A 25696-nucleotide genomic window follows, 5' to 3' on the forward strand; every position below is an offset into this window, starting at 1 on the left:
ATTAACCTCGATCTCTTAGGCAGACTGTGCCAGATCTAGCCTGGTAACCGTACGGGCATCAAGAGATAGGTGAAATCAGTTTCAGGGGTGGGGAACATTCCCTCTTCGTTGGCCTCAGGCATATTCTCCGGCTCTGGAATCAAGATCGCCGGACGTGAAGATTCGGTGAATCCAAAGACTACCCGTGCGGAGCGGATAACACTGAGGCCATCGCGCAGATATGCAGGATTAAAGGCAATAATGAGCTCTTCGTCCGAGCTATAGGAGCAGGGCAATGATTCTTCCGCATGTCCGGAATCCGTTCCACCGGCGGAAAGAATCAGTTCACCGCGGCTAAATTGCATCCGGATCTGGGCGCTACGTTCGGCAACCAAAGAGACACGGCGGATAGCATCCTGTAAGTCTGAGATATTCACACTGGCCATCGAGCGGTGTTCCTTAGGCAGAAGTGGTCCCACATTGGGAAAAACTGCATCGAGGAGGCGTGTGGTGGTTTGGCGGTTATCGACGTGAATACCAAAAAGACCTTCGGCTCCAATGGCATCACCAGTACCAACTGCGATTTCCACCGGCTCGGAAGAGTTAGAGTCCAAGGTGCGAGCATTTTCTTGCAAGTTTTTCGCAGGAATCAGCAATTTAGCCGTTGCTTCTGGACTTTGCGGAGCCCACTGAAAGCGACGCAGGGCGAGTCTAAATCGGTCTGTTGCGGTGAGCGTCACTTCTTCACCGCTGATCTCCATATCAACTCCAGTGAGCATGGGAAGGGTGTCATCGCGACCTGCAGCTACGGCTACTTGGGTTACGGCATCAACAAATAATCTGGGATCAATAGCCCCCGTAGCCTGTGGCAGGGTAGGCAAGGTGGGATAATCATCGAGGGGGATAAGTGGTAATTCAAAGCGTGAAGAACCGCACTCTAATTGCACCGTTGAGCCTTTAACATAAATGTTCACCGGCTTGGTGGGCAACATGGAGATGATATCCGCTAAGAGTTTTCCTGCGACAGCAATGCGCCCCTTATCCACAACCTGGGCTGGAATGCGAACTTTAGTAGATACCTCGTAGTCGAAACCGGCAACTTCAAGGCCTTCGTCGTCGGCAGTAATTAGCATGGCTCGAAGCACTGGTTGGGTGGGGCGTGAAGGTAGATTACGCGCTACCCATGAGACCGCGCTGGACAAGTCATTTTTTTCAACTTCGAATGACACTACATTGTCGTCCATGTGCTCCCTGATGCTCCCTTGGTTGGAAAAGTATTTAGTCGGCCGTTTGTCATTTGCTGCAGCTCGTCAGCACGTGTCGAGCTTGGCTGAGCATAATGTTAAACCACATCCTAAACCACATCACTGTGATTACTCACGCCGATGGTTGATGGTTTCACTCTAACAAACCTACCTGCCCTTGAGGTTCGTACAAAGAATTTTTGTTATTCGGTTGGCGGTCGCTGAACTCAGTACATTCTTGTTATCCCCAGCTCTTTTTTCTCTTAATAAATTACTAGTAATAAAAGTGGTAACTACAGTAAGTCCTGGCGAAACTGTGGATAAGGGGTCCTTTAGCCAGCTCAGTGAGTAATTCTTCCCTGTGCGCAGGGGTGTTAATAACCTGTTGATAAGTCACCTTCAATGTTGATAACTTTAGGCCTGACGGTTGTCCACAAATCTACTCACATATAACGCCGTGGTAGTCCACAGAATTGCAGGAGTTATCCCCAGATTGTTGTCCTGGGCTTTTCTTGGTGAATAGTGATGAGGTTCACCTAATTACAGCAATGTAATTACACGGGTGTGGATAACTCTGTGGACTCTGTGGATAACGTACTGAAATCGCATTGATCCTTAGTCGGAGATAAAAAGGCCCTCCAGGTCCACACTGTTGCTGTGGACCCGGAGGGCTTGATATCTGGAATATTTAACCCTGCGCCTTCTTTTTAATCAGCGCTGTTAATTTTTCGATCTCATCATAGGTTTGGCGCTTCTGGGTGATCTCCTGTCGGATCTTCTTCTCCGCATAGACCACGGTGCTGTGATCGCGACCGCCGAACTGCTGGCCAATTTGTGGCAAGGAAAGCTCAGTAAATTCGCGGCACAGATACATCGCTAGCTGCCGCGCATGCGCGAGAGGCCGGGATTTCTTAGCCGAGAGTAGTTCACTGATCTCGAAGTTAAAGTATTCGGCAGCCGCCGCCTGGATATGCTGCGCGGTAATCTGTACGTTTTGCTCGTCGGGTAGCAGGTTGCACAAGGCCGCCTCAGCATTATGGATATCAATGCCGCTGCTCGTTAGAGAGGCAAAAGCAGCAACACGAATAAAGGCTCCCTCCAATTCGCGAATAGAGGAGGTAAAGCGCGAAGCAATAAGCTCGAGTACGTCACGACTTGCCTGAACACCCTCAGCTTGTGCCTTCTTTTCTAAAATCGCAATACGCGTTTCTAGATCGGGTGGATAAATATCGGCAATAAGCCCGGCCTGGAATCGGGTGCGCAAGCGATCTTCCAAGGTAGTGAGCTGCTTCGGTGGCCGGTCAGAGCTCAGAACGATTTGCTTGCCACTTTGCTGGAGCGCATTGAAGGTGTGGAAGAACTCCTCCTGGGTACCTTCTTTACCCTGCAAAAACTGGATATCATCGACCATTAAGATGTCGTAGCTGCGGTAGCGTCTTTTAAAAGATTCCTGGCGATCATCACGCACCGAGTTAATATAATCATTGGTGAATTCTTCGCTAGAGACATAGCGTACCTTCAACGCGGGATGGAGCTGCCTGGCATAATTTCCAATAGCGTGCATGAGATGGGTTTTCCCGAGTCCGGAATCTCCCCACACAAACAGTGGATTATATGCTCGTGCTGGCTTCTCGGCGACGGCGATAGCTGCAGAGGTTGGCAATTTATTGGAATCGGAGACCACATAATTGTCAAAGGTATAGCGCTCATTAAGATTTGAGGCCTCATCAATACGCGGGGTGGAAGAATCTCGATTGAGCAGGCCAGCGTTGTGATCCGTGGCTGATGATTCCGAGCGGGGGCGAGCAGAGGTCGCGTCGAGTGGAGCGAGGTTGTCACCTCCCATGAGCATGGTTTGCTGCCCGATAATCGCATCGCGTTCTGCTTTGCGGGGGGCTTGAACTGCGGCGCTTACAGCAGTGGGGGTTGAGTGCTCTGGTTTTTCTTCGGAGCTAAGCTGATAAGCAGGTTGAGCTCGAGGAGAAGTTTGGTCAACCACTGCTTGGGGAGCCTCGGATATGCGCTGGGGGGTTGCGGTGCTCTCGTCGACGACCACTCCTATAGTGGTCAAAAAGCCGGTACGGCGTTCGATAATCTCGCGAATCGGGGATACGAGATATTTCTCAATATAGGTCTTAGCACCCTCTGAGGAGGTGGCAATGAGAGTAAAACCGTTATGAATGAGAACTATGCGCGATAATTCAAGATAAGCGCGCTCGCGCCGTCCCACATGGAGTGCACTGTCAGAGTCACCACTGGTGAGCTCATCAATGATGGCATGCCAAGTTTCCTCATTATCCTCTGTATTCGCTGCATGGGCAGTCACGGTTATAGGTCCTTACAGTGTTCGATAGGCAGCAGTTCTTCGCCCTTGACGTCAAGACTAAAATCACGAATTTCAGTCAGGCACAAGCAAAGGTGATGCCCCCTTGGCTATGGGTGTGGCGCTATTAAAGGGACACGAGATTTTCTCCCGGTACCAGTTGCCGCCTGCTCACTAGTCGGGCACGAGTACCCGGCTATTGAGTTGTTGTCACAATTATCCCTTGCAACAAAGGGCTGGAAACTTCAGACGCGTCAGAGAAGATTTCCCCAATGACACGGTTGTCATCTACAGCCCCATCCACAATCACCGTTGAGATTTATCTAGCCCATGACCACGTCTTCCACAGGTTTATCCACAGCTGTGGATAAACCTCGGGGTCATCTCCCCGAAAAGTTATCCACAACCTAGATGCGTGGGTGTTGATAACTTTCTTGGTGAAAGAAATCGCCGTGACCTCGATAAACCTCGGAATTTGTGGAAACTATAAACCTTAAGTTTAAAGTTATCCACAGTCCTGGGGATAACAGGGTGTGGGATTGCATTCGCTGGATACTATTGTTACCGCTTCCAAGCCGAGGTGTCTAACTCGTACTTTCACTATCCAATATATTTCCTCAGCTGCGTCTTAATTTATTGGGTACCGTGGCGCCATGGCGGATGGAAGATAATGAATCAACCTGTGGATAAACCCTTTGGTGGCATAAAAGTCCAAGGTTAATTACAACTTTGATATTCCGAGGGTATTAAGGGGGTACCCGCGTGTCGATTTGGTTTCATCCCCGCGATTCACGTACCCTTAGTTGGTCTAACACAACGCTTTCTAGCCAGAACCTTGTCTAGATGGCCTTGTGCTTAAGAAGCGAACACCTGCTGGTTGTCAGCAGAATGCTCATAATTCTCCGAATATTCGTCCGCGAATATCTTTGGGGAATGACTGCTTCTTAAATAACCATCATCCAACTTTTTGGGATGAACTTTTCAAAAAGAGGGGCTGTGTCACTGCAGTCTGGGCTCATAGCGATGTCCGTATAGGCTTATAAAATCCTGCCCCCTTATGAAAAGTTTTTCCTGCGTTAACGTATTGAGGAGTATCACCGTGACCAAGGGCAAGCGGACGTTCCAGCCGAACAACCGTCGTCGCGCTAAGAAGCACGGCTTCCGTATCCGTATGCGTACTCGTGCCGGCCGCGCAATTGTGGCCGCACGTCGTCGCAAGGGACGCGCAAAGCTGACCGCTTAATTTTTATATAAGCGCATAGCGTAACATTCGAACGGTGCTTCCACAGCAGCATAAAATAACCTCTTCTGAGCAGTTTCGTCACACTATTCGGAAAGGTAAACGTGCAGGTGGGCGCACCGTTTTGGTGTATTATCACCAACCCAGTATTTCAGATATGGATGACGCTGATACCCGAGCGACTTCTTTGTTATCCTTAGCCTGTCCCGTTGCCGGGCTCATCGTCTCTAAAGCCGTGGGCAATGCAGTGACTCGACATGCCGTCAGCCGCAAACTACGTCATATTCTCCGACCCATCATGCCTACGCTCCCCCGCGGATCTGCAGTCGTTATCCGAGCCCTCCCAGCCTCTGCGACCGCTGATTATCACAGCCTCGAGCGCGATATTATCAAGGCATTGTCAAAATTAGGACAGATATATCCCTCTACTGGCGCACAGCTAAACTAGAGCATATGGTTTCGTTTCTTCGCGCCGGTGCTCTTGGTGCTATTCGCTTCTACCAGCGCTATCTTTCGCCGCTGAAGGGTGGATCGAGCTGCCGATTTGAGCCTAGCTGCAGCGCTTATGCGCTCGGGAGTTTTCAGCACTACCCTCCCGCCAGGGCGCTTGTGATGAGCTTGATTAGACTAGCGAAATGTGGTCCCTGGCATCCTGGTGGATACGACCCTGTGCCCTAATGAGGCCGGAGTATTGCAGTGTGCAGCCCAACGCTATAAGCCTAACCCTGCAAGAACCACACGATAAGCCTAACCCTGCAGGCACAATGCTTAAGGAAATGTCCTGCTTAATTCTGCGCTCGGGAAGAGATTTATTTATCTCCTCGTTCGGCATTGGGCTTGTTTCGCGGTAGAATCCCGAGGGATAACCAAAAAACTCACGCGTGTGGCAACGCGGAGACCACGGGCAGGTCCTGCTTTTTCTCTAAAGCGGGGCTGGTCCTCACCATGTTCTTATATGACCAACACCTTGAGGAGTCTTGACTCACCGTGCTCAACTTCATCTATTGGCCAATTTCGGCCATCCTCTGGTTTTGGCATAAGGCCCTCAGCTTTGTGCTAAACCCCGATTCCGGCCTGTCGTGGGTGCTGGCGATCGTGCTGCTCACCTTCACCATTCGTATGCTTCTGGTGCGTCCGACGCTGAAACAAATGCGATCCATGCGCAAGATGCAAGAGATGCAACCGCGCATGCAGGAAATTAGAACTAAATATAAAAACGACCAGCAGAAAATGATGGAAGAAACCCGCAAGATGCAGAAGGAGATGGGTGTTAATCCCATCGCGGGTTGCTTGCCTATTTTGGTACAGATGCCGGTATTTATTGGCCTCTTCCACGTCCTGCGCTCCTTTAACCGCACTGGTTCAGGGGTGGGACAAGTAGGTTTGTCCTTCGAGGCCAACCGCCAAACGCCGAACTATATCTTCTCTGCCAGCGATGTTCAGTCTTTCCTCGACGCGAGGCTTTTTGGGGTTCCGTTATCTGCGTATATCTCCATGCCCCAGGAGATGTATAAGGCCTTCCAGCCGGTCGACTTCACCAGGACCAATATTATTTTGGTAGCGGCACCGTTGATTGTGATTATTGCTTTCGCAATTCATATGAATGCGCGTATGAGCATTGATCGACAAAAAGCCCGTCTTGCTTCGGGGCGGCAAAAGCCTTCAGGCAATAACCAAATGCAAGCTCAGATGGATATGATGAACCGCATGATGTTGTGGGTCTTCCCCCTGACTATCTTAGCTACCGGTGTGGTGTGGCATATAGGTCTCTTGTTCTACATGGTGTCGAATAATATTTGGACCTTCTTCCAGCAGCGCTATGTTTTTGCCAAGATAGACGCCGAAGAGGATGCAGAGATTGCCGCAAAGCAAGAAGCCAAGCGCGCCACCGCTCCTCGCCCAGGCCAGAAGCCGACGAATCAGAAGAAGCGTAAGGGCAAGAAATAATCGCTTTTCATTGGAGGCCGCTGTGAACACATACCGTTCACAGCGGTCTTGTACTTTCGCAAGAAGATTGTTTAGCTCGTAAACGTGTAAGGTGAAAAAATGCTACGATCCCCCAGCTCAAGGAGAGACCTACGTCGTGGATAACCAATTAGACTTCGACCCCACTCCCCCATCAATTGCCGGTGAGGTCTTCGTCCACCACATGGAAAAGGCACAGCGCTATCACCAGCTCCTAGCCACGATGGGATTGGAGCGCGGGTTTTTGGGGCCGCGTGAATTACCTCGGCTGTGGGATCGACATATCCTTAACTGCGCGGTGATCGGAGAGGCCATTAAGCCAAATATGAGGGTGGCTGATATCGGTTCCGGTGCCGGTCTCCCAGGGATCCCTCTGGCAATAGCTCGTCCCGATCTTGATATCGTGCTGATAGAACCGCTTCTTAAGCGCTCTGAATTTCTCAAATATGTTGCCGTGGAGCTCGATCTCAATAATATTTGGGTACTTCGCGGTCGAGCAGAGGAAAAAGAGGTCCGCAGAGAAGTCGGTGGTGTTGATATAGTAACGTCGCGCGCGGTAGCTCCTCTCGGTAAGCTCGCTGGGTGGTCGTTGCCGCTCGTTGACAAAGGCGGCCGGATGTTGGCTCTTAAGGGTAGCTCAGTCCATGAGGAAATAGAGCGAGATAAGCGGGTGATTACCAAAGCTGGGGGCGCTGATATCAAAGTTTTTACCGTAGGAGAGATACTCCCAGAACCAACAACGGTGGTGTCTATTAGGAAAAATCGGTCTCGCTAGTAACGATGCGGTGCTTGGACGTGGCAATGATTATCTGAATCATCTGGCTAAGCCGAGGGAGAGACACTAAGGTTAAGATCAGCATAATTGTGGCAGAAAGGTCTGGAAAAAGTCGGATACCATGGATGAAATGAAATGGGAAGATACCCCCGTCGCCGCTGCCGCTAGACGAGCAGCGCAAGTCTTGACCCCACATTCGCTGTCCCTCCCCAAACCGGCTTCTCCCCGTTATATCACCGTGGCCAACCAAAAAGGCGGAGTGGGTAAAACCACCTCATCAGTTAACCTCGCCGCGGGGCTAGCTCTTAACGGCCTTAAAGTCCTCGTTGTTGACCTCGATCCGCAGGGAAATGCGTCGACAGCACTGGGGGTCGAACACCGCGCGGGCACCAATTCCAGCTACGAACTTCTCATCGGTGAGTGCACCGCCGAGCAAGCGATGGTGCAATCCACAGCGAGTGAAAACCTGTGGTGTATCCCAGCTACTATTGATCTGGCTGGTGCTGAAATCGAATTAGTCTCTATGGTCAGGCGGGAATATCGATTGAGCGATGCCCTCAATTCCCCCTTTATTCGAGATAGCGGTTTTGATTATATTTTCATCGACTGCCCACCCTCCTTGGGTTTGCTCACTATTAATGCCATGACCTCGGTCAACGAAGTCCTAATTCCTATTCAATGTGAGTACTACGCGCTCGAGGGTGTAGGTCAGTTGCTCAATAATATTTCCATGATTAGGCAGCACCTCAACCCACGCTTGCATATTTCAGCGATCTTATTAACTATGTATGATGCTCGTACCAAGCTCGCCGAACAGGTCACAGAGGAAGTACGTTCGCACTTCGGTGAGGTGGTTATGCGGACGAAAATCCCGCGTTCGGTGAAGGTCTCGGAGGCCCCTGGTTATTCGCAGACGGTATTGCACTATGATCCAGGCTCTCGGGGTGCTCTCGCCTATCTTGATGCCGCCCAAGAATTAGCTGAGCGAGGCGATTACCTTCCCTCCGCTGATTCCGGTGCTGTGGGAGTGAAACCCTCCGCTTAAATGGAGACTCTTCCCCCACCCACGGAGACTGTTTTAGGGTTTGTGAAAGGAATAGATAGAGATGGCGCAGCAAGAATCACGTAAGGGCGGACTTGGCCGCGGTTTGGCCGCTTTAATTACATCTACCCCAGATTCCCGATTGGGGGCAGATGCCACCGATATTCTTCTTGGTCGATCCGCCGCACCAGCCGAGCGTGACGCCAGTGGCGCGAAGGTTAACCCGATTCTGGCCGAAGCTGCCGCTCAGGATGCATCGCCCGTGGCGGAGGAGGAAGTAGATTTCGGCGCGCAGTACCGTGAGATTCCTATTGGTTTAGTGATCCCTAACGCAAAAAACCCGCGCCAGGCTTTCGATGAAGAAGATCTTGGGGAGCTAGTTCATTCCATTAAAGAATTTGGTCTGCTCCAACCTATTATTGTGCGCGCTCATCAGGGACGCTTTGAAATTATTATGGGCGAGCGGCGTTGGCGTGCCGCTAGTAAGGCGGGGTTGAAGAAAATCCCCGCGATTATTCGCGATACCGACGACCAAAATATGCTCCGCGATGCGCTCTTGGAAAATATTCACCGCGTACAGCTAAATCCTCTCGAAGAAGCAGCCGCCTATGAGCAACTACTGGTGGAATTTTCGGTGACTCAGAATGAACTGGCTGATCGCCTCGGTCGCTCCCGCCCGATGATTACCAATATGCTGCGTCTACTCAAGCTCCCAGTCGCCGTGCAAACCAAAGTTGCGGCCGGGGTTTTATCTGCTGGCCATGCCCGAGCTCTTTTGGGTCTAAAAGATAAGCGGCAGGAACAAGAACGCCTCGCTGAACGCATTGTGGCGGAAGGGATGAGTGTACGAGCGACTGAAGAAGCAGTCGTCTTGCTCAATCGAGGGGAACAACCGCAGCCGAAAAAGACCAGAGAGAAGGCTCAGACTCCGGAATTTTTCTACCAAGCAGCCGAGCACCTGGCCGATAACCTCGACACCAAAGTATCGGTGACGGTAGGCAAGCGGAAGGGCAAGATCGTGGTGGAATTTGGCGGCCGCGAGGATTTTGATCGCATTATGGCCCTGATTGCCGGAGGCAACGAGCGGCACTGATCGATGGCTAAAATTCTCAGAGCCATTGATATGGAGGAAATTGCCCATCTCCATCCTCGCACCGCTTCCGGTTTGTTCTGGGAGCTTAGTCCGCATGCACTCAGAGAATTTCGCGGTGATCCAGTTTTGGAAAAAGAAGCGTGGCTGATGCAGTCCCTTCTGCAACTGGGTCGGTGCGGATTAAATTATCGGCTTGAGCACACCTTGGAATATTCAGCCCAGGCCACACTATTATTCACTCCCGGTGATCGGGTTCCAGGTCAGGTGGTTTTCCCTACCGCTCCGGTTTCCCCAGAGGCGTGGCTGATTAGCTCAGTTCATATACACCCGTTGCTGAAAGATACCGGCTTGGAAGCGACTCTCATCGCAGCAGCGTGTAGTTATCTTAGCCAGGAAAAGATTCCCGCGGTCGAAATATATGGGTACCATCCAAGAGCCTTAGCAGCAAAGGATAAGGAAGATAGGGGAGACAAGGAGGTGACGGCGCGTATTGAAGATTTTGGGCTTGTTGAGGTCAACATCGCACAAAGCTGCGGTTTTAAAATCCATCAACCGCATCCAATATTTCCGCGTTTGCGCCTTAAACTACCCGCCCCGCAAAGAGAATGGGAACTCTCCGGCGTCTCGCAGCTTGTTGTTAGGGTTTAGCCTTCGAGCAGTTCTTGCTTGAGCAATTCAGAGAATTTGAAGGTTCCCGTTGGCTGGTCGTCTTGATCCATGAGATAGAGCCTTTTGACGGAAACAACGATAGCCTCGGCGATATCATCACGCTTTTTAGGATTACTTAAAATGCGCACATCACCAGGATTACTGAGATACCCTGGAAAGATTTCCACACACGTCATCTGTGTCATGCGTAAAAGATCCCATGTGCGCGCGTGATTACCACAATTGACAAGCTTGGTTCTAGCTGCAATTTCACGCTGGATATAGCCAGAGAGCTTCTCGCCAATCATGGAGTAATTTCCAGATTCGGAACCAAAATAGAAGGTGGCACAGCCGGAAGCTTGCTCATTGGGATAGTGATCTGCCTGTAAACAGATCATCAGATCGGCTTGGAAGGAATTGGCTATAGCCACGCGTTCAGCATGGGTGAGATCGCTATTGCGCGGTCGGGAAATGATAACGTCCATTCCGGCTTCGATCATGCGTCCCTCAATGCGAGTGGCAAGGTCCCAAATGAGCTCTTCTTCGGTGATCTCACCGTAAATACCGCGTACAGTCACACCTTTATTAGGCCCACCGAGGCCGGGGTCAATAACGACGCGTTTGCCTGCAAGTTGGGGCCCCGCATCGCGGACACGCTCGCGCTCGCGCAGCTGGTTCGGGGAACCCCCAGTAATCCGGCGACCAAGAAGTCCAAGAGAGTCGATGGTTTCTGGGCCGCAAATTCCATCGATATTGAGCCCGTAGTTGAGTTGATAATTTGCAAGCGCATCATGGGTCATCGGACCGAAATGACCGTCGAGGCGATCGGTGTAGAAGCCTAGTTCCTGGAGCTGTTGCTGAAGTTGGTAGACATCATCGCCGATCATATGATTGTGCTCTTTATACGCGAGAACGCGTACTCCTAGCTGGTAGGAGGCTTCTCGCAGCACGCGCAGAGTAGTTTCGGTAATTTCGCCCGAGGCGATTAAGCCACGGGATTGCTGGAAGCCACGCAGCGCCTCTTGGAGATCGGAATCGAAATATGTATCGGACTCTTCGAAGATATGGTCAGTGCTGAGATCATCACGGAAGGACGTGAGGTGTCCGAGTCGGGCTAGTGCTGCTCGCACCTCTGCCACTTTCGGGTTTTTATCCCCGACCCTTATGACTGTGGACACTCTCATCCTTCCCATCGTGCTATCTACGTGTGAGCGATACCCTAGATCTAGCGTATCGACGGCTCATCATAGGATAGCATTTAGAGATGCTTTTGAAGCATTGCCACGATGTCTGACTTCTTGCGACCTCCAACGAATTCGTCGACCTTCTCGCCATTTTTGAAGATCAATACCGTAGGAATCGACATAATCTGGAACATTGCGCCTAAGTTACGCTCAGCATCCACGTTGACCTTGGCTACGGTGACGTGGTCACCCATCTCGGCAGCAATCTCATTAAGCACAGGGCTAAGCTTTTTACAGGGGCCGCACCATTCTGCCCAGAAGTCGACAAGGACGAGTTTGTCGGACTCGGTGACAACGGAGCGGAAGGTGGATTGGGTGACATCAATAGGTTGGGACATAAAAGACCTTTCTTATCTAACTAGGTTTTATAGGTTTTATTGGGTGAGTGTACCCAGGAAGTGTTCGGCATCAATAGCCGCGCGGCAGCCTGTTCCCGCTGCAGTAATGGCCTGCTGATAGTGACGATCAACAAGATCGCCGACCGCAAAAACACCAGGGATATTAGTGCGGGTCGAAGGCTCGTCGACGATTACATAACCTGACTCGTCGCAGGTGACGGTATCTTTGAAGAGGGCGGAGCGGGGATCATAACCGATGGCTACGAAAAGGGCGGTGACATCGAGATGTGATACCTCGCCCGTAATGGTATCGGTGAGTTCCACATTGCTGACTTGCTGATCTCCGTTGACCTTGCTGACAACCTTATTGGTTAAGAAGGTGATCTTGTCATTATTGCGGGCACGTTCGAGCATAATGGCGGAGGCGCGGAATTCTTCACGGCGGTGAATAATGGTCACACTCTTACCAAATTTAGTGAGGAAAAGGGCCTCCTCCATTGCGGAATCACCGCCACCAACCACAGCGATATTGTGGTCGCGGAAGAAGAAGCCATCGCAGGTAGCACACGCTGAGACGCCGCGGCCTAGGAGTTCTTTTTCCCCTTCCACTCCGATATAGCGAGGGGCGGAGCCGGTGGCGAGAATGACGCTCTTGGCTTGGTATAGGGTGTCATCGACCCAAACCTTTTTGATCTCATCGTCGAGCTCGACCTTGGTTACTTCTTCGCTGATGAGCTGAGCTCCGAAGCGCTCGGCTTGACTGCGCATATTTTCCATGAGCTCTGGGCCCATGATTCCGGCGGGGAAGCCAGGGAAGTTTTCGACTTCGGTTGTGGTCATCAGGGAACCACCGTATTCATATCCTTCGAATACGAGCGGATGAAGTTCGGCGCGGGCTGCATAGAGTGCTGCGGTATAGCCTGCGGGACCGGAGCCAATGATGATCACGTTGTGGATATCTGCCATAGTGCTGTTCTTTCGTCGAAGTGGTGAGTAATCAACCTTATTCTAGCGTTTATAACCCAGACTATAGATGAAAGATTTTATATAGGCAATACCAATCATAAGTGAGCTGCTGTCAAGCTTAGAGAACCCGGTATTGTAGAATTTCCTTTAACATCCTTCGACCTCGAGCCCGTCGGGATTTTATGGTCCCAGGGGCCACCTGCAGGATCTCGGCGGCCTCACTAACAGAATGTTCCGCGAAATCTATGAGCACTAAGGCAGCACGGTGCTCCGGGGGAAGGAGGTCAAGAGCGCGTTGCATTTCCTCGCTTAGATTCATCCTATCGATCAGTTCGGCGAAAGGGTCGAAGCTCATCGCTGCTTCCACCTCGGCATTAAATTCCGCGCGATCGGCGCTGATAACGCTATGAGTATGCTTCCGATTGTGGTCATAGCTGGCATTGGCAACTAAGCGATGCAACCATGTGGATAACTTGGAATCCCCCCGAAAACCCGAAAGATTCCGTGCGGCCCGTAAGAGTGCATCTTGCAAGATATCCTCGGCATCGGCTTCCGTACGAGCGTATTTGCGAGCCACATAGCGCAAATGACGTTCATGTTTGCCTACAATCTCGGCGAAAGCAGCATCAGATCCAGCAAGATAGTCGGCAACCAAGGCTTCATCGGCTTGAGCTTCCAAGGCAGCGCTGGCACGCTCGACAGAATTGCGGGTAGTTGCCTCATCATGCTGGTGGGAACGAGCCATAGCTGGACTTTCGGTTCACGGCGGGCATCCCTCATCGGCACCAGAGAGAGGATGGTAAAAGCATCACCGTTTTCTTATATGTTGGGAAGTATCAGTGCACTTTTTTGCTAGCGCTTCATGAAAGGTATAGCAACGGGGGTATCAGTGCACGCATATGCTTTATATTCAGCTATTTATTAAAAACAACTGAGAAGTTTACTGATGTCTGTAGATCGGATACAGGTGGATTGGCACTAATTTTTCTCACAACCAAACTCCATAAATGGGAATACAGCGAAGAATCTGGTGAGTACATCACAAGAGAACAATGAGTACAACAAGATGGGAGCTCCACGATGATATCGGCGGGGTAGGTCAAAAAAATGAAAAAGAACCTCCGTGAAAATATGGAGGTTCTTTTTGATATTTTTCTTTTTAGGGCATTCCCACTACTTGGAGCTCTTTGATCTCTACGTCCTCGGCTTCGCCTTTAATAGAGCTGACCAGGACGAGTAGCTGTTTGATGTGTGTAGAGGAATCAATATCGACACTCGCCCGCGTTTTATCCACATTGAGCTCAGCTAAGATATTTCTTGCCAAGAGATCGTTGAGGTTAGTTTGAGCCCCGATGGGATTATTGTCGCGCACCCCAAAGACCTGCAGCCTAAAGCCCGGAGTAGGGCTATTGACCACGAGTCGGTTGATCTCACTGGCTGCTGCCAGATTAATAATAACCGCCTCATCTGCCTGGGCCTTCCATATAGTCTCTGGATTACCATCGGCAGCAAAGGATGCAGTGGCATTGCTATCTCTCCACGGATAGGCCGACTCCACGGCCAAGATCAGCGAAGGTTTGGCTATCTCAGAGCTTATAGGTGCAAGCTCCTCAGCCTTAATGGGGGCCTGCTCGTTGCCACTATTGAGTACGGAGGTAATATACGCGGTAATGATCGCGGCCAGCACCACCATCGAGGTAGCACCGACAAGGACGGCTGTGGTAGCACCGCGCCCATACCCTTTACGGCCGAATCCACCCACAGGCGACTTAATCTCTCGGGGGGCCTTTTGAGCGGTCACCTGGAGGGTTTGGGTATCACCTGGCTCAGTTGGCTCAGAGAGCTTCTTTAGGTACTTCTCATAGGCTCCGGGCATCTCCTCGAGGTCGCCCCCTAAGAGCTCTCTAATATTTGATGGGGCCTCGTCGTTGATCAAGATGCCTAAGGCGGTGCGCAGAGATTTCAAATCTTGCTCGTGGGTAGCGTCGGCCAGAACGGCTGGGAAAGCGAGCACCGCTACCCCATCGGTATTCACCCGAATTCGAGCCCTATTATCCAGGCCCAAGGTCTTCTTGCCAGCAGCAGCCACCAACGGCGCCAGTGCGAATACCACCGCCTGGGGATCCTGCTGATCGGGATCGCTAGCGAGCTTAGCGAGCGGAGTTCCGTGCACCCAATCGGCGATGATCAAACACCCATTACGGTAAGAGCGAACCTCAATATTTTTTGCGATACTGTCGCTCTTTAAGCCGGCAAGTGCGAGGGTTCTCACTTTGACTCGATCGGCAGCATCAGCGGCCGCTGCAGGACTCAGCGGCGCCATTGGGGTGAGCCCAGAGGTATCAACGAAGGTCAGGGATACCTCGCGTCCCGTCCGCTTCTCCATAGCCCGCCAGAAGCGAACTCCCGGGGCGGATCCGTGATCGACCAGGAGCCGGAAACTGCCATCGCTGACTTCAGCGCCTGGAACCAGTCGCGGACCCCGAACGATACCCGCAGACATTGGCGGCGGTACAGGGGTGGCGTTGAAAGTATCGTCAATATAATTCGGTTGTTCCACTTTCAACTCCTGGGCACTCAGATGGGAAATCTTAGCCGGCTCGCTCGGCTGGATAATTCGGTTCACTCCCGGAATTCGGGCCAGTAGCTGAGCCAATTTCTTTACTTCGGGCAACTGGGAACGCGAGAGAACTAAGCCCGTCATTGCGAGGAAAACAATCCCCGCAATGGTTAATTGGACAAGATAACCAACCGACCCCAAGGCGTCAAAGAGCTGACCAGCCGCCATATCGATAGCTTGGCTGAGGGCAAAAGCGATCAACCCACCTAAGGAACTAGCTGCGAGCGCCCACGCACAGGTGCGAATAATATCTCTGGTGCCTAGATGGCCCAATTTCCGCCTGAGTAAAAAGGCTCCAATCACAGCGCCAGCAACAAAGCCAAAACCATTGGCAGCACCGAGGAGGATCACTACCCGCGACGGTGACGTGGCAACAATGGGAGCCAGCAGCGAAAGCGCAATTTTCGTCCCCGTTATACCAGCGATAATAAAGGTTGGGGTCCACGCTTCCTCGCGCGCATAAAAGACCCGCAGGTGCAGAAGAACAGTGGCATAGGGTAAAAGAGTGAAGGCCGAGAAGCTCAAAGTCCAGCCCAAGATGGTCGCCTCAGGGCCGGCGAATTGCCCATAGGCGAAAAGGCCACGGGCAATCCAGGTTCCAAAGATAGTAAAGAAAACAATGATCGGAATCAGCGCAATATAGGTGAGCTTGGAACCTATGATGAGATCTTGGGTGACCGCCTTATCGTCTCCATCAGCAGCATTGCGCGAAAGCCGCGGCATAATGGCAGTGAGCAGGGTAACACCAATAATGCCATAGGGAACTTGCAATAATAGCCACGCCTGCTGGTAAATATTTGGCGCCGCCGCATCCGCCACAGAGGCGATACGGGTAGTGACGATATAGCCCAACTGACTGATGGCGACATAGAAAATAATCGCCGCGGCCATGCCCCCGAATTGCTTCAAGCGAGCGTCAATGCCCCACAGCGGTTTGAGGGAAATATTAGTGCGGCGAATATACGGAAATAGTATGAGAGCCTGCACAACCACACCGACTGTGGTGCCAATACCCAAGAGCATCACATGTATGTCAAAAGCTCCGGCTGGTTGCTCGGGAGTTAATTCCCCAGGAACAAACCAATAGGCGCCCATGACGGCAAGCACAATGAGATTATTCACCACCGGCGCCCAGGCGCCTGGCTTGAAGATCCCCTTGGTATTGAGAATAGCCATTAAGAGTGCAAAAATGCCGTAGAAGAAAATCTGTGGCAAGAGCCAGTAGGCAAAGCCGGTGGATTGGACGATATTGACCTTACCGTCGCTACGCAATGCCATTTGCACAAGATAGGGGGCGGCAATAACGGCAAGCAGGGTAATCGACCCTAATAACGTTACCGCAAGAGTAAACAGGCGCCTGATAAAAGCCTCTCCCCGATCGGGATCTTCTTTTTCGGCGCGCACCAATACGGGGACCACAAGGGAGGTCAGCACTGCGCCCAGAACGATCTCAGTGATCAAATTGGGCAATGTATTGGCGGTATTAAAAGCCGAAGCGATCGCCCCACCTAAGGTGGCGGTGATGATCACATTGCGCAAAAAGCCAGTAATCCGGCTAAAGAGCGTGGCTATAGCCATCGACCCTGAGGAGCGTACCACCTCGGCGTCATCGGCTTTATATTCAGCTTTTCTTTCGGCCTCGAGCAGTGAGGTTGAGCGCGGCTCCTGTGTGTGATGAGGAGCCTTCTCCTCACCTCCACGTGGTGGCATTAGAGGGGTGCCGGGCTCGTTCGCGGCAGTTAAGCTTCTTAGCGGCCGATCGTCCTGGTGCCCATCAAGCTTATTGAGGTGATTGCTCACGCCATTCTCCTTAGCTGAAGAAGGTGGAAAGATCCCGTCGCCCCTCACCGTGGAGAAACTAGGGAAAAGTCTCAAAGAGACCATCTTCCTCCGTAGTTCTAGAAAAATGGAAATCGTAGCGGGGTTAACCGTTGCCCCCACTAGCTAATCCGAAGAACCTTGAACTAGATCATTTGTCACGTCTAAATTCCGCCAGAAGGCTGGGGAAAATTCGCCCGATAAGAACGATAACGAGAGCTAGTAGCACATAACCGGCGAAGCCTGAAGTACCAGATAAACCCGATCGGGTTTGTACACCCATGGTCACGGACTCAGATATGGCGTCATTGGTATTTGTGGTCAACCACATACGAAGATCTGCTCGTCGAGACTCCACAGCCTCCAGATTTGCATTCATCGAGATCGTAATCGAGCCCTTTGCGGGGATAAGAATCTCCCGCGGAATTCCAATCTTCGCCTCGTTGGGCCCACTATAGGCAAGCCTGGCATCGACAGGTAGCGGTAAACCATTTTGAGCCACAACAAGAAGCGGTGATGAATCCGAGGTTCTTGTGAAAACATTTCCTGGTGGAATAAGGCTCACCGAATTCCTCAGTTGTGCCAGAGTCTCCCGGGTGGCGGCAATGAGGTTCCTAATATCCTCACTATGCTCATCGAAACGCGCTATAGATTGGCGCCCCTCTAGAGTAAAAGAGCGGATCACATCTCGGCGTAAAGGCTCAGTAAACTCATAAGGGCTCAAGGAGATAGCGGAATCGCTAATCATCAAGCGCGTGAGGTTATCTATAGACGATACTAAACCTTTAGCCGCTAATAGCTCGGTGTCAGCTATTTGAGCGGGATCGGGAAAAGGAGAGGAAACAGCTACGAACTCTTCCGCTTGATCCAAAGCTTCTTGCTCTTGAGGGAGCGGGGTGATCACGTTCAGTAAGTTGCGCGGTTGGGCAGCTCGATCTCTGAGTAATTCAGCAGCAGTATCCAACCACGGTTGTCCACTATCTATATTGCTCGGCAACGGCACCACCAATGGTTGGGAATCTTCTTCTGTGCGCTGGGAGATACTTAAACGCAGGATATTTGATGCTGTATTACTGCGAGCTACTAGTGAATCCTGGCGGTAATCATAGCGGTGCGAATCAGGGGTATAACTCATGGTGAGTGGATCTGGTGCGCTATGTGCAAAACTTGAGGCTACTAAACTATCGAATCCGGCGGCTCGAATTCCTGGTGCTAAGGGGGCAAATCGTCCACTAGTTTGCGGGAAAGAGTTATCGGCTAGCAGTACTGTGATGGGACGCTGTGGAAGGGGTGCAGTAGTAGTATCAGTATCCTTCGGTTCCCGTGCATTCCACGCCGTTGCGAGATCAGTAGGCATCTGATTGTTATTGGTAGGGGTGGAATAATCAGCCCAGCCGAGGGAACTAATGGTTGTGGGTTCAAGATAACCGCTTGCGGGAATAACAATATCTGGTGCCGGATTTACGCCCAGTTCGCGCCTGAGGATCAGAGCACCCTGATCCAGCGCTTCGCGCATGAGCCAGCTATCCCCTAGCTTTGCTAGTCCGTTGATATCGGTATTAGCCCACGGTAGTGCCACCACACAAGAGGTGGTACTTAGAAGTGCTTTGAGTTCTGCAAGCCAGCGTGCGGCGTCGTCTGAGGCGCTACCAGGGATGGAATCGATATCTTGGTCGGCAAAAAACCATGAATCGCGCAGGCGTAGATTCTGTGAGACTGAACTCGGGCGTTCTGTGGCAATGCGATAGCCCTGAGTCATCCTCGATACGGTATCTATAAGCTGTGGATCAAGGGCGATACAACTAGCTTCTTTCAAAGCTGGCTCTCTGTCTGTGACCGTGCGGAAGTCTTTGACTATTGTGCTCAGCCGCCCATCGGGGGCAAGCTGACGAGCGAGATTTTCGCTGCGCATAATAAGCGGCGCGCGTTCTTTCCCAGCTTCCCCAGTTTCCCCGCCGAGAATATCAACTACGGCAGTAATGGGATAGATCAGGGTAAGTCCGGGTGCTCGCTCGGGATTGTCAGTTTCCTCTTCCTTTGCATCCTGAGGAGTACGAGGAGTACTCGGATCTGCCGCGACGTTGAGGAGAAAGCGCTGGGATGAATATCGTTGCCCTGAGGTAGTATTTTGTACTCCAAATAATAAAGGATAGATACCTGGGCGAATAATATCGAATCCACCAATCGCCTGCGCTGCGGTGGGGATTTCAATATCGATATGGCGCGTCTCTCCCGGCACAATCGGACCGTCAATATCAATAGTATTAGCAAAGAATGGATAAGCTTCTTGGCTCAGAGCTGGAAGTTCAAGAGCCTGGTTAACGCTTCTGGGTTCCGCTGCCCGTTTTGGAACAATAATGATATTGTCCATCTCGCTATCCGTATTATTGCGCACCGATAGAGAGACCTGGAGGACTTGCCCAAAGGAGATCTGAGCTGGTGCTCGATCGAGACTTATTGCTAGATCTGGTTCTCGCTTATCAACCCGCGGGCTTTGGCCCACCCAGGTTCCTAGTGCCGCCGGGTTGTTTGGAGAATGAGGCAGCGGGTTGGCCAGCGCACTTGTGGGGCCGAGCATACTAAGGGTCAGCGCAATACCGAGAGCCAGGCGACACGAGTGAGGAGAGGATGGTTTCATCGGGGCGTCATCCGTCCTTCCTGCGCCTCCGTGCGGGCTAAATCGGGGAGCATCCGAAGCGCGATCTTGGCCAGCTTACGCTCATCGGCATACGCAAAATACTCAAGGAGTGCTGAGGCTGGTATCCACGCGACCTCGGTAACCTCAGGATCTTCGTCGTTAAGAACTCCATCTTGATAACGCAGCAGGTAGTGGTAAACAGTCTTATGAATACGCGTATTATCCGAAACGAACCAGTAGCTAATTTGTCCGAGAGTGGCAAAGACCTCGCCGAGAATGCCGGTTTCTTCCCACACTTCCCGTGCCGCTGTTGCTTCGATATCTTCGTGCTCTTCCACATGGCCTTTAGGCATGGACCATAAAAGGCGCCCGCGCCGATCCTTGCGCCCGATGAGAGCCACATAGATCTTTGACAGATCTACTCGCCCACGGTGATCGACAGCCTCTGCAAGCCCGGAGATGACGAGCCCCCCAGCGGAGGTCTCCATTCGTTTCATCATCCGGTGAGCTTCGGGTGGTCGCTTTGGCCCACGACGGTTGGTACTGCGCCCACCCTGGCGGCGGCGCCCCTCCCCTCGCTTCCGTATTGTCGCTTTTTGGGTGCGCTTAGGTTTTGGCTTCTCCTTGGGCTTATCCTTCTTAGTCAACCGCGCCCGGTGTGCTAGAGAGTTGGGGGTGAGTATTTCTTCACTACTCAGTCTTGGGAGGATAGTATCCGCAGTGCGCGCATGAATTTGGGATTGTCCACTCTGTGAAGGAGAACCCTGAGGTGATGATAGAGAAGACATCTCTTCAGACTCCATTCCTTGACGGTGCGGTCACTATTAATGACAATGTGGTTTATGTCAGATCCTCCAGCCCTTCGGTGCAAGGGTTGTAGATATCATCGTTGGTATTTTTAATGTCGAGCATTATTTTATCTGTCTTTAGCATAGACCACGAACACGGTAGACTTACCCAGCGTGACTATCCCCCCTAATCAGCAGAAAACCCTCGAACTACCCTTCACCACAGAGGCGGCAATTAGCCAACTTAATAAAGCCCTGCAGCCGCTCTTTGCAGATATAGTGCCCTTAGCCGAAAAATTTCACCAAAGGGGATATACCTTATACCTCGTGGGCGGATCGGTGCGCGATGCGCTCATGAATCGGTTGGGCAATGATTTGGACTTCACTACTGATGCCCATCCCGAGATCGTTTCTGAGATTTTACAGGACTACGCTGATGTGGTTTGGGATACCGGTATTGACTTCGGAACCGTCTCGGCCGAAAAGGCTGGACAGCAAATTGAAATTACCACCTTTCGCGCTGATCTCTACGATGGGCACTCGCGAAATCCAGTGGTGCACTTCGGATCGACTCTGGAAGGGGATCTGATCCGCCGCGATTTTCGGTGCAATGCGATGGCGGTTGAAATTACTGCGGAAGGTTCTCTAATTTTTCATGACCCCATGGGTGGGCTTAAGGACCTTAGTCAAAGGAGGATCGATACTCCAGCCAGCCCAGAGGAGAGCTTCCATGATGATCCCTTACGGATGTTGCGTGCGGCTCGCTTTGTCTCGCAGTTGGAATTCGAACTCGCTCCCCGAGTGCGTCATGCCTTAACCCAGATGGCCTCCCAATTGGAGCGGATAACCGCGGAGCGGATCCAGGTGGAGCTAGATAAATTAATGCTCGGTCGCATACCTTGGGAAGGCGTCGATGTCATGGTGGATACTGGTCTCGCCCAGTACTGCTATCCCGAGTTATTAGAATTACGCATGACTCAAGATGAGCACCAGCAGCATAAAGATGTTTATGCGCACTCGCTTCAGGTGTTACGACAAGCTATTGATCAAGAAGAAGTCCCCGACTTGGTATTACGTTGGGCTGCTTTAGTTCATGATATCGGTAAACCCGAGACTAGGGCCTATGACCAAAATGGGAGAGTTAGTTTTCACCAACATGAGGTTGCGGGTGCGCGCTTGGTGCGTCGCCGGATGCGGGCACTGAAATACTCGAAGGCGATGATCAAACAGGTCAGCCAATTGGTCTTCCTGCATATGCGCTTCCACGGCTTTAATGAAGGTAAGTGGACTGATTCAGCAGTGCGTCGGTATGTCAATGACGCTGGCGATCTCCTGCCCCGGCTGCACAAACTGGTTCGAGCGGATTGCACAACGCGCAATAAGAAAAAGGCGCAGCGTTTACAACGCATTTATGATCATCTAGAAGAGCGTATCGCTGAGATTGCCGAAAAAGAAGATCTTGCACGAGTTCGCCCCGATCTTGACGGCAACGCCATTATGGACTTGCTTGATTTACAGCCGGGCCCCGACGTTGGTCGAGCATGGGCCTATCTGAAGGAATTACGGTTGGAATTGGGCCCTCTGGAGCCAGAGTTGGCTAGCAAGTATTTGCTTGCGTGGTGGGAGGAACGGCAGTCTGCCTCCTAGTCTCATAGAATGGTAAGAAAAAGAGACTCATATATGGGGCTCAACTGATAACTAAGGGTGTGTGATTGTGGCGGAAGCAATGCGAGAGCGTATTTTTGCAAATCTTGAACGTAATGAGGTTTATCCGGGGCAGGTATTAGTAGCAGCGCCCGATACCGATTCCGATGAGGCGAATCGAGGTGTCATCCTAATTATTAGCCATGATACTGAAGGGACTCTCGGGGTATTGCTGAACCATCGCACTGATATGGCCGTTGCTGAGGTGCGTCCTGATTGGCAGCCGTGGGTAGCGAAGCCTCAGACGCTGTACCACGGGGGTTCGACGAATCCCGAGATGGCTATCGCAGTGGCGGTAACAAAGCCCGAGGTGGATAATTCTCAGATCTCTAGCCTGATGCGCATCACTAACCGTATAGCCTTGGCGGATCTAGGCCTAGCGCCCGAAAGCATTGCTGAGTATATCGAGGCGGTGCGCATCTTTGTAGGTACGTATTTTTTCGCCCCGGGTGAACTCGAAGCTGAGATAGCTGAAGGAGAATGGTATGTTGCTCCCTGCCTGCCGAGCGATGTCATCGCTCCAGGTGCAGTAGATTTGTGGGGTGATATTATGCGGCGTCAACCCATGCCACTCCCCCTTCTTGCAACGCACCCAGGTTTAGACGTAGACGAGAACTAACATAGACAAAACCGCAATGTTTCACGTGAAACATTGCGGTTTTAAACGTGTGTTAGTTCGCTAATTCCGGGAATTTGGTTACGGCATCCTCCCATAACCTTAAGAATTCGTCGGCCGTTACGTCAAAAGCCTCAATATCAGGAAATGTGTCAAACGTATCGGGATGAGGCACACGTTTATTAGGTGTGCTAGCAAGCCCTGCAGCGTAGTCGGGAGAACCAGCGCCCTGGATGACACCCTGGGGGTCGAGTTCGATGATCCGCTGCAGCTCACACTGTGTGGGGTCCAAGGGTTTTAACTCGGCGATATGACTAACCGATCCAGCTCCCTCAATAGTGAGGTCCAGTCGGATATAAAGCAAGTGCTGATCCATCTACGGTCCTTTTCTTCTGTGACTTTATGGCGGTAAAATTCTACACCCCTAGTTTACGTTGTGATCGGGTTCGAGCTGCGCGCCATATCGTGCTGCCAACCACGAGCACATCATGAGCTGAATCTGGTGGAAGATCATCAAGGGGGTGATGAGCACTCCGATATTGGCGGCGCCGAAGATGATAGCCGCCATGGGTAGGCCGGTAGCGAGCGATTTCTTAGAACCGCAAAATTGGATAGCGCGGGTATCACTCAGGGTAAAACCTAAGCTTTGCCCCACCTTGTACGTGAGAGCAAGCGTAAGACTCACTATTGCAATGGAGATGACAATCAGAAGGATGATATCGCGATAACTAATACTCGCCCACAATCCCGTTACCATGCCGGCTGAGAAGGCAGAGTAAACCACCATCGCGATAGAAAGACGGTCAACCACCTTCGTGGCCTTATTCTTTGCCACCTCTGCTACAAGTGGCCTTGATAGCTGGCCTAGGATAAAGGGCAGGAGTAGCTGTAGTGCGATATTGAAGAAAACGCTGGCGTCGATACGCAGAGTAGTGGTTGTTGTCATGGTGAGCATCACCAAGACGGGAGTTAGAACCACTCCCAAGAGATTGCTCAAAGAGGCGCTGACGATGGCGCCAGCGACATTACCTTTCGCGATGGAGGTAAATGCCACCGAGGACTGCACCGTGGAGGGAACGAGCGTGAGGTAAAGGAGGCCGATATATAACTGGCTTCCAATAATGGCTTCCACGGGTTTGAGAGCTAAGCCAATCAGTGGAAAGAAGACAAAGGTAAACACAACGATAACCAGATGCAATCTCCAGTGCTTGAGCCCCTCGAGGGCTTCAGCAGTGGACAGTCTAGCTCCGTAGAGGAAGAAAAGAAGTGCAATGGCCAGAGCAGTGGCCGCGGAAAAGTACTCGGCGGCGGTACCGCTTATGGGGAAAACCACTGCGCCGAGCACCGCTAGGAGAATTAAGACGATAAGGGGATCAATTTTGGGCATAGCTTTTAACCGCTAATAGTGGCCGTGGTACCCACAGTGCTGATCTCGAAATCCTTCAATGGGTCGCGAGCAGGCCCTGTTAGTACTGCCCCATCGACGATAGAGAATTCTGAATGGTGAGTTGGACACCGCACAAGATCGCCGTCTACTTCGGTGATCTGAGAGTGCTGGTGTGGGCAGTCGGCGGAATAGGCTTTGTATACCCCAGGTTCAGGTTGGGCGAGGATGATGCCATCTCGTATGATCGCACTGCCGACAGGGACGTCGCTGATATCCATCTCTTGCGCCTTCCCAGCGCAGGCAGTTAAGACCAAACCGGAAAAAGTCGATGCGGTGGCGAGGAGAAAGATGCGCCGCGAACAGGTTGATTCAGGTGAAGATTTCGGTGTAGTCATGACTGCTAGTATCTCACTTTTTTCGCCTATATGCTTTTTTGGGCGTCCTCACGATACTCCACTCCCTTCCCTGCCGCGTCTATGGTCAAGCGACAGTTATCTGGACGCACAATTATCAAGATGGTCTAAGGTCAGCGGTTATGACTCCTTTATATTTAGTCACAGTGACTAAATAAGGCCACAGTGCGCTACCCCCAGGTCGCTGAATTGTGAACAGAAAAAAAGACCCACCCCGCGGTGGGTTCACATATTTTTCAGTTACTGATCAGACCTTTTGGCCGCCTGGCGGACAGCCTCGAGATCGATGGCGGTACTCGCTCCTCCCCCACAACAATCACCCGAACATCCAGACGATGACTCCTTATTGCTTCTGAGGATCCCAGCGGCACGAGCTGCTAGAGAATTACCCAAACCAATCATATATAGAGCACCAATAAAGCTAACTGCGGTGATGGTGAGCAACCAGCTCAGTCCGCCATAGATCGGCGCGGAGCCAATTGCGATAAGTACTCCTGCAGCTACCCACAGTGGACCTGCCAGAGAGTGAGCGTGATCCCAGATGTCTTTGGATGCACGTACCTCTGGCACCTTGATTCCAATAAATCGGTTACCGGGGAGATTTTTCGTCCATGCCAGAACGCCACTCATGATCACGATAAGAGCACAGGCGCTCGCAAGAAGACCGAGAAAAAACATAGAGGAATTATATCACTCAGACCTGTCGGAGAATCGGCGAGGGGCGGATCACAACCTAGGCATTAAGGGGGTACGTTGGGGGTAGTTAGGGCAAGCGAGGAGCCTATGCTGACGTGTGCAGCCAGCGTGACTAGGAAAAATACCTATTGAGCGCTAGATTGAAAACCTAAGGGTGGA

23 protein-coding genes are annotated in these 25696 nt (G+C 51.6%); 10 read left to right on the forward strand and 13 right to left on the reverse strand.

The annotated features are described in order from the left end of the window. Positions 1 to 35: 35 nt before the first annotated feature. Entirely contained in the window at positions 36 to 1223 is a 1188-nt protein-coding gene (gene dnaN / locus NXT00_RS07495) for a DNA polymerase III subunit beta (protein ID WP_259158594.1), read from the reverse strand. A 688-nt stretch (positions 1224 to 1911) separates the two neighbouring features. Next, a complete protein-coding gene (gene dnaA / locus NXT00_RS07500; RefSeq protein ID WP_259158595.1) occupies positions 1912 to 3549 on the reverse strand; it encodes a chromosomal replication initiator protein DnaA in 1638 nt (545 codons plus the stop codon). Positions 3550 to 4645: 1096 nt separating this feature from the next. Between dnaA and rpmH the strand changes: the two genes are divergently transcribed. The 8 genes from rpmH (at position 4646) to NXT00_RS07540 (ending at position 10309) form a co-directional block, all read left to right on the forward strand. Further along, the gene (gene rpmH, locus NXT00_RS07505; RefSeq protein WP_083987655.1) at positions 4646 to 4789 is read left to right on the forward strand and encodes a 50S ribosomal protein L34; all 144 of its coding nucleotides are present in this window, start codon (positions 4646 to 4648) and stop codon (positions 4787 to 4789) included. Between the two features lie 34 nt (positions 4790 to 4823). Further along, on the forward strand, positions 4824 to 5234 hold the full coding sequence (gene rnpA, locus NXT00_RS07510) for a ribonuclease P protein component (protein WP_259158597.1): 411 nt from the start codon (positions 4824 to 4826) through the stop codon (positions 5232 to 5234). 5 nt (positions 5235 to 5239) lie between these two features. Continuing rightward, positions 5240 to 5464, forward strand: coding sequence for a membrane protein insertion efficiency factor YidD (gene yidD / locus NXT00_RS07515; protein WP_259079462.1), 225 nt, complete (start codon positions 5240 to 5242; stop codon positions 5462 to 5464). Between the two features lie 309 nt (positions 5465 to 5773). After that, complete coding sequence (gene yidC, locus NXT00_RS07520) at positions 5774 to 6733, forward strand: membrane protein insertase YidC (protein WP_259079473.1); 960 nt, start codon at positions 5774 to 5776, stop codon at positions 6731 to 6733. 202 nt (positions 6734 to 6935) lie between these two features. Continuing rightward, positions 6936 to 7526, forward strand: a complete 591-nt coding sequence (gene rsmG, locus NXT00_RS07525) for a 16S rRNA (guanine(527)-N(7))-methyltransferase RsmG (protein ID WP_259079651.1) — start codon at positions 6936 to 6938, stop codon at positions 7524 to 7526. 121 nt (positions 7527 to 7647) lie between these two features. Beyond that, a complete protein-coding gene (locus NXT00_RS07530; protein ID WP_259079475.1) occupies positions 7648 to 8571 on the forward strand; it encodes a ParA family protein in 924 nt (307 codons plus the stop codon). Positions 8572 to 8632: 61 nt separating this feature from the next. Continuing rightward, positions 8633 to 9661, forward strand: a complete 1029-nt coding sequence (locus NXT00_RS07535) for a ParB/RepB/Spo0J family partition protein (protein WP_259158598.1) — start codon at positions 8633 to 8635, stop codon at positions 9659 to 9661. A gap of 3 nt (positions 9662 to 9664) precedes the next feature. Then, positions 9665 to 10309, forward strand: a complete 645-nt coding sequence (locus tag NXT00_RS07540; RefSeq protein WP_259079484.1) for a hypothetical protein — start codon at positions 9665 to 9667, stop codon at positions 10307 to 10309. Here the strand turns inward: NXT00_RS07540 and NXT00_RS07545 are convergent. The 7 genes from NXT00_RS07545 to NXT00_RS07575 form a co-directional block, all read right to left on the reverse strand. Beyond that, positions 10306 to 11487, reverse strand: a complete 1182-nt coding sequence (locus NXT00_RS07545) for an N-acetylmuramoyl-L-alanine amidase (RefSeq protein WP_259158599.1) — start codon at positions 11485 to 11487, stop codon at positions 10306 to 10308. The genes NXT00_RS07540 and NXT00_RS07545 overlap by 4 nt on opposite strands. A gap of 80 nt (positions 11488 to 11567) precedes the next feature. Beyond that, positions 11568 to 11891 carry a thioredoxin gene (gene trxA / locus NXT00_RS07550; protein ID WP_259079491.1) on the reverse strand — a complete coding sequence of 108 codons (324 nt, stop codon included), beginning with the start codon at positions 11889 to 11891 and terminating at the stop codon, positions 11568 to 11570. A 36-nt stretch (positions 11892 to 11927) separates the two neighbouring features. Continuing rightward, positions 11928 to 12857 carry a thioredoxin-disulfide reductase gene (gene trxB / locus NXT00_RS07555; protein WP_259158600.1) on the reverse strand — a complete coding sequence of 310 codons (930 nt, stop codon included), beginning with the start codon at positions 12855 to 12857 and terminating at the stop codon, positions 11928 to 11930. 118 nt (positions 12858 to 12975) lie between these two features. Further along, positions 12976 to 13602: a sigma-70 family RNA polymerase sigma factor gene (locus NXT00_RS07560; protein WP_259158601.1), complete on the reverse strand. Its 627-nt coding sequence runs from the start codon at positions 13600 to 13602 to the stop codon at positions 12976 to 12978. Positions 13603 to 14016: 414 nt separating this feature from the next. Continuing rightward, entirely contained in the window at positions 14017 to 17187 is a 3171-nt protein-coding gene (locus NXT00_RS07565) for a murein biosynthesis integral membrane protein MurJ (protein ID WP_396124960.1), read from the reverse strand. Positions 17188 to 17446: 259 nt separating this feature from the next. Then, a complete protein-coding gene (locus NXT00_RS07570; RefSeq protein ID WP_259158602.1) occupies positions 17447 to 19933 on the reverse strand; it encodes a DUF6049 family protein in 2487 nt (828 codons plus the stop codon). Beyond that, positions 19930 to 20721 carry an NUDIX hydrolase gene (locus NXT00_RS07575; RefSeq protein ID WP_259079502.1) on the reverse strand — a complete coding sequence of 264 codons (792 nt, stop codon included), beginning with the start codon at positions 20719 to 20721 and terminating at the stop codon, positions 19930 to 19932. The genes NXT00_RS07570 and NXT00_RS07575 overlap by 4 nt, the downstream gene beginning before the upstream one ends. A 234-nt stretch (positions 20722 to 20955) precedes the next feature. Between NXT00_RS07575 and NXT00_RS07580 the strand changes: the two genes are divergently transcribed. Next, complete coding sequence (locus NXT00_RS07580) at positions 20956 to 22368, forward strand: CCA tRNA nucleotidyltransferase (protein WP_259079660.1); 1413 nt, start codon at positions 20956 to 20958, stop codon at positions 22366 to 22368. Positions 22369 to 22447: 79 nt separating this feature from the next. Continuing rightward, complete coding sequence (locus NXT00_RS07585; RefSeq protein ID WP_259158640.1) at positions 22448 to 23044, forward strand: YqgE/AlgH family protein; 597 nt, start codon at positions 22448 to 22450, stop codon at positions 23042 to 23044. Positions 23045 to 23096: 52 nt separating this feature from the next. Here the strand turns inward: NXT00_RS07585 and NXT00_RS07590 are convergent, their stop codons facing one another. From NXT00_RS07590 to NXT00_RS07605, 4 genes are all read right to left on the reverse strand, one after another. After that, a complete protein-coding gene (locus tag NXT00_RS07590; protein ID WP_259158603.1) occupies positions 23097 to 23417 on the reverse strand; it encodes a hypothetical protein in 321 nt (106 codons plus the stop codon). A gap of 48 nt (positions 23418 to 23465) precedes the next feature. Then, complete coding sequence (locus NXT00_RS07595; protein WP_259158605.1) at positions 23466 to 24428, reverse strand: bile acid:sodium symporter family protein; 963 nt, start codon at positions 24426 to 24428, stop codon at positions 23466 to 23468. 5 nt (positions 24429 to 24433) lie between these two features. Then, the gene (locus NXT00_RS07600; RefSeq protein ID WP_396124771.1) at positions 24434 to 24778 is read right to left on the reverse strand and encodes a Rieske (2Fe-2S) protein; all 345 of its coding nucleotides are present in this window, start codon (positions 24776 to 24778) and stop codon (positions 24434 to 24436) included. Between the two features lie 303 nt (positions 24779 to 25081). Then, complete coding sequence (locus tag NXT00_RS07605; protein ID WP_259079508.1) at positions 25082 to 25519, reverse strand: SdpI family protein; 438 nt, start codon at positions 25517 to 25519, stop codon at positions 25082 to 25084. Between the last annotated feature and the right edge of the window lie 177 nt (positions 25520 to 25696).

It is taken from the genome of Corynebacterium sp. ES2715-CONJ3 (assembly GCF_024814365.1).
Lineage (GTDB): Bacteria > Actinomycetota > Actinomycetes > Mycobacteriales > Mycobacteriaceae > Corynebacterium.

Excerpts from the sequence above, each read along its gene's own strand:
- NXT00_RS07565 (WP_396124960.1), bottom strand. The coding sequence starts at position 17,187 with ATGCCACCACGTGGAGGTGAGGAGAAGGCTCCTCATCACACACAGGAG.
- NXT00_RS07530 (WP_259079475.1), top strand. The coding sequence starts at position 7,648 with ATGGATGAAATGAAATGGGAAGATACCCCCGTCGCCGCTGCCGCTAGA.
- NXT00_RS07605 (WP_259079508.1), bottom strand. The coding sequence starts at position 25,519 with ATGTTTTTTCTCGGTCTTCTTGCGAGCGCCTGTGCTCTTATCGTGATC.
- trxB (WP_259158600.1), bottom strand. The coding sequence starts at position 12,857 with ATGGCAGATATCCACAACGTGATCATCATTGGCTCCGGTCCCGCAGGC.
- dnaN (WP_259158594.1), bottom strand. The coding sequence starts at position 1,223 with ATGGACGACAATGTAGTGTCATTCGAAGTTGAAAAAAATGACTTGTCC.
- yidD (WP_259079462.1), top strand. The coding sequence starts at position 5,240 with ATGGTTTCGTTTCTTCGCGCCGGTGCTCTTGGTGCTATTCGCTTCTAC.
- NXT00_RS07590 (WP_259158603.1), bottom strand. The coding sequence starts at position 23,417 with ATGGATCAGCACTTGCTTTATATCCGACTGGACCTCACTATTGAGGGA.
- NXT00_RS07595 (WP_259158605.1), bottom strand. The coding sequence starts at position 24,428 with ATGCCCAAAATTGATCCCCTTATCGTCTTAATTCTCCTAGCGGTGCTC.
- trxA (WP_259079491.1), bottom strand. The coding sequence starts at position 11,891 with ATGTCCCAACCTATTGATGTCACCCAATCCACCTTCCGCTCCGTTGTC.
- NXT00_RS07570 (WP_259158602.1), bottom strand. The coding sequence starts at position 19,933 with ATGAAACCATCCTCTCCTCACTCGTGTCGCCTGGCTCTCGGTATTGCG.
- NXT00_RS07535 (WP_259158598.1), top strand. The coding sequence starts at position 8,633 with ATGGCGCAGCAAGAATCACGTAAGGGCGGACTTGGCCGCGGTTTGGCC.
- rsmG (WP_259079651.1), top strand. The coding sequence starts at position 6,936 with ATGGAAAAGGCACAGCGCTATCACCAGCTCCTAGCCACGATGGGATTG.
- NXT00_RS07560 (WP_259158601.1), bottom strand. The coding sequence starts at position 13,602 with ATGGCTCGTTCCCACCAGCATGATGAGGCAACTACCCGCAATTCTGTC.
- NXT00_RS07575 (WP_259079502.1), bottom strand. The coding sequence starts at position 20,721 with ATGTCTTCTCTATCATCACCTCAGGGTTCTCCTTCACAGAGTGGACAA.
- NXT00_RS07585 (WP_259158640.1), top strand. The coding sequence starts at position 22,448 with ATGCGAGAGCGTATTTTTGCAAATCTTGAACGTAATGAGGTTTATCCG.
- NXT00_RS07540 (WP_259079484.1), top strand. The coding sequence starts at position 9,665 with ATGGCTAAAATTCTCAGAGCCATTGATATGGAGGAAATTGCCCATCTC.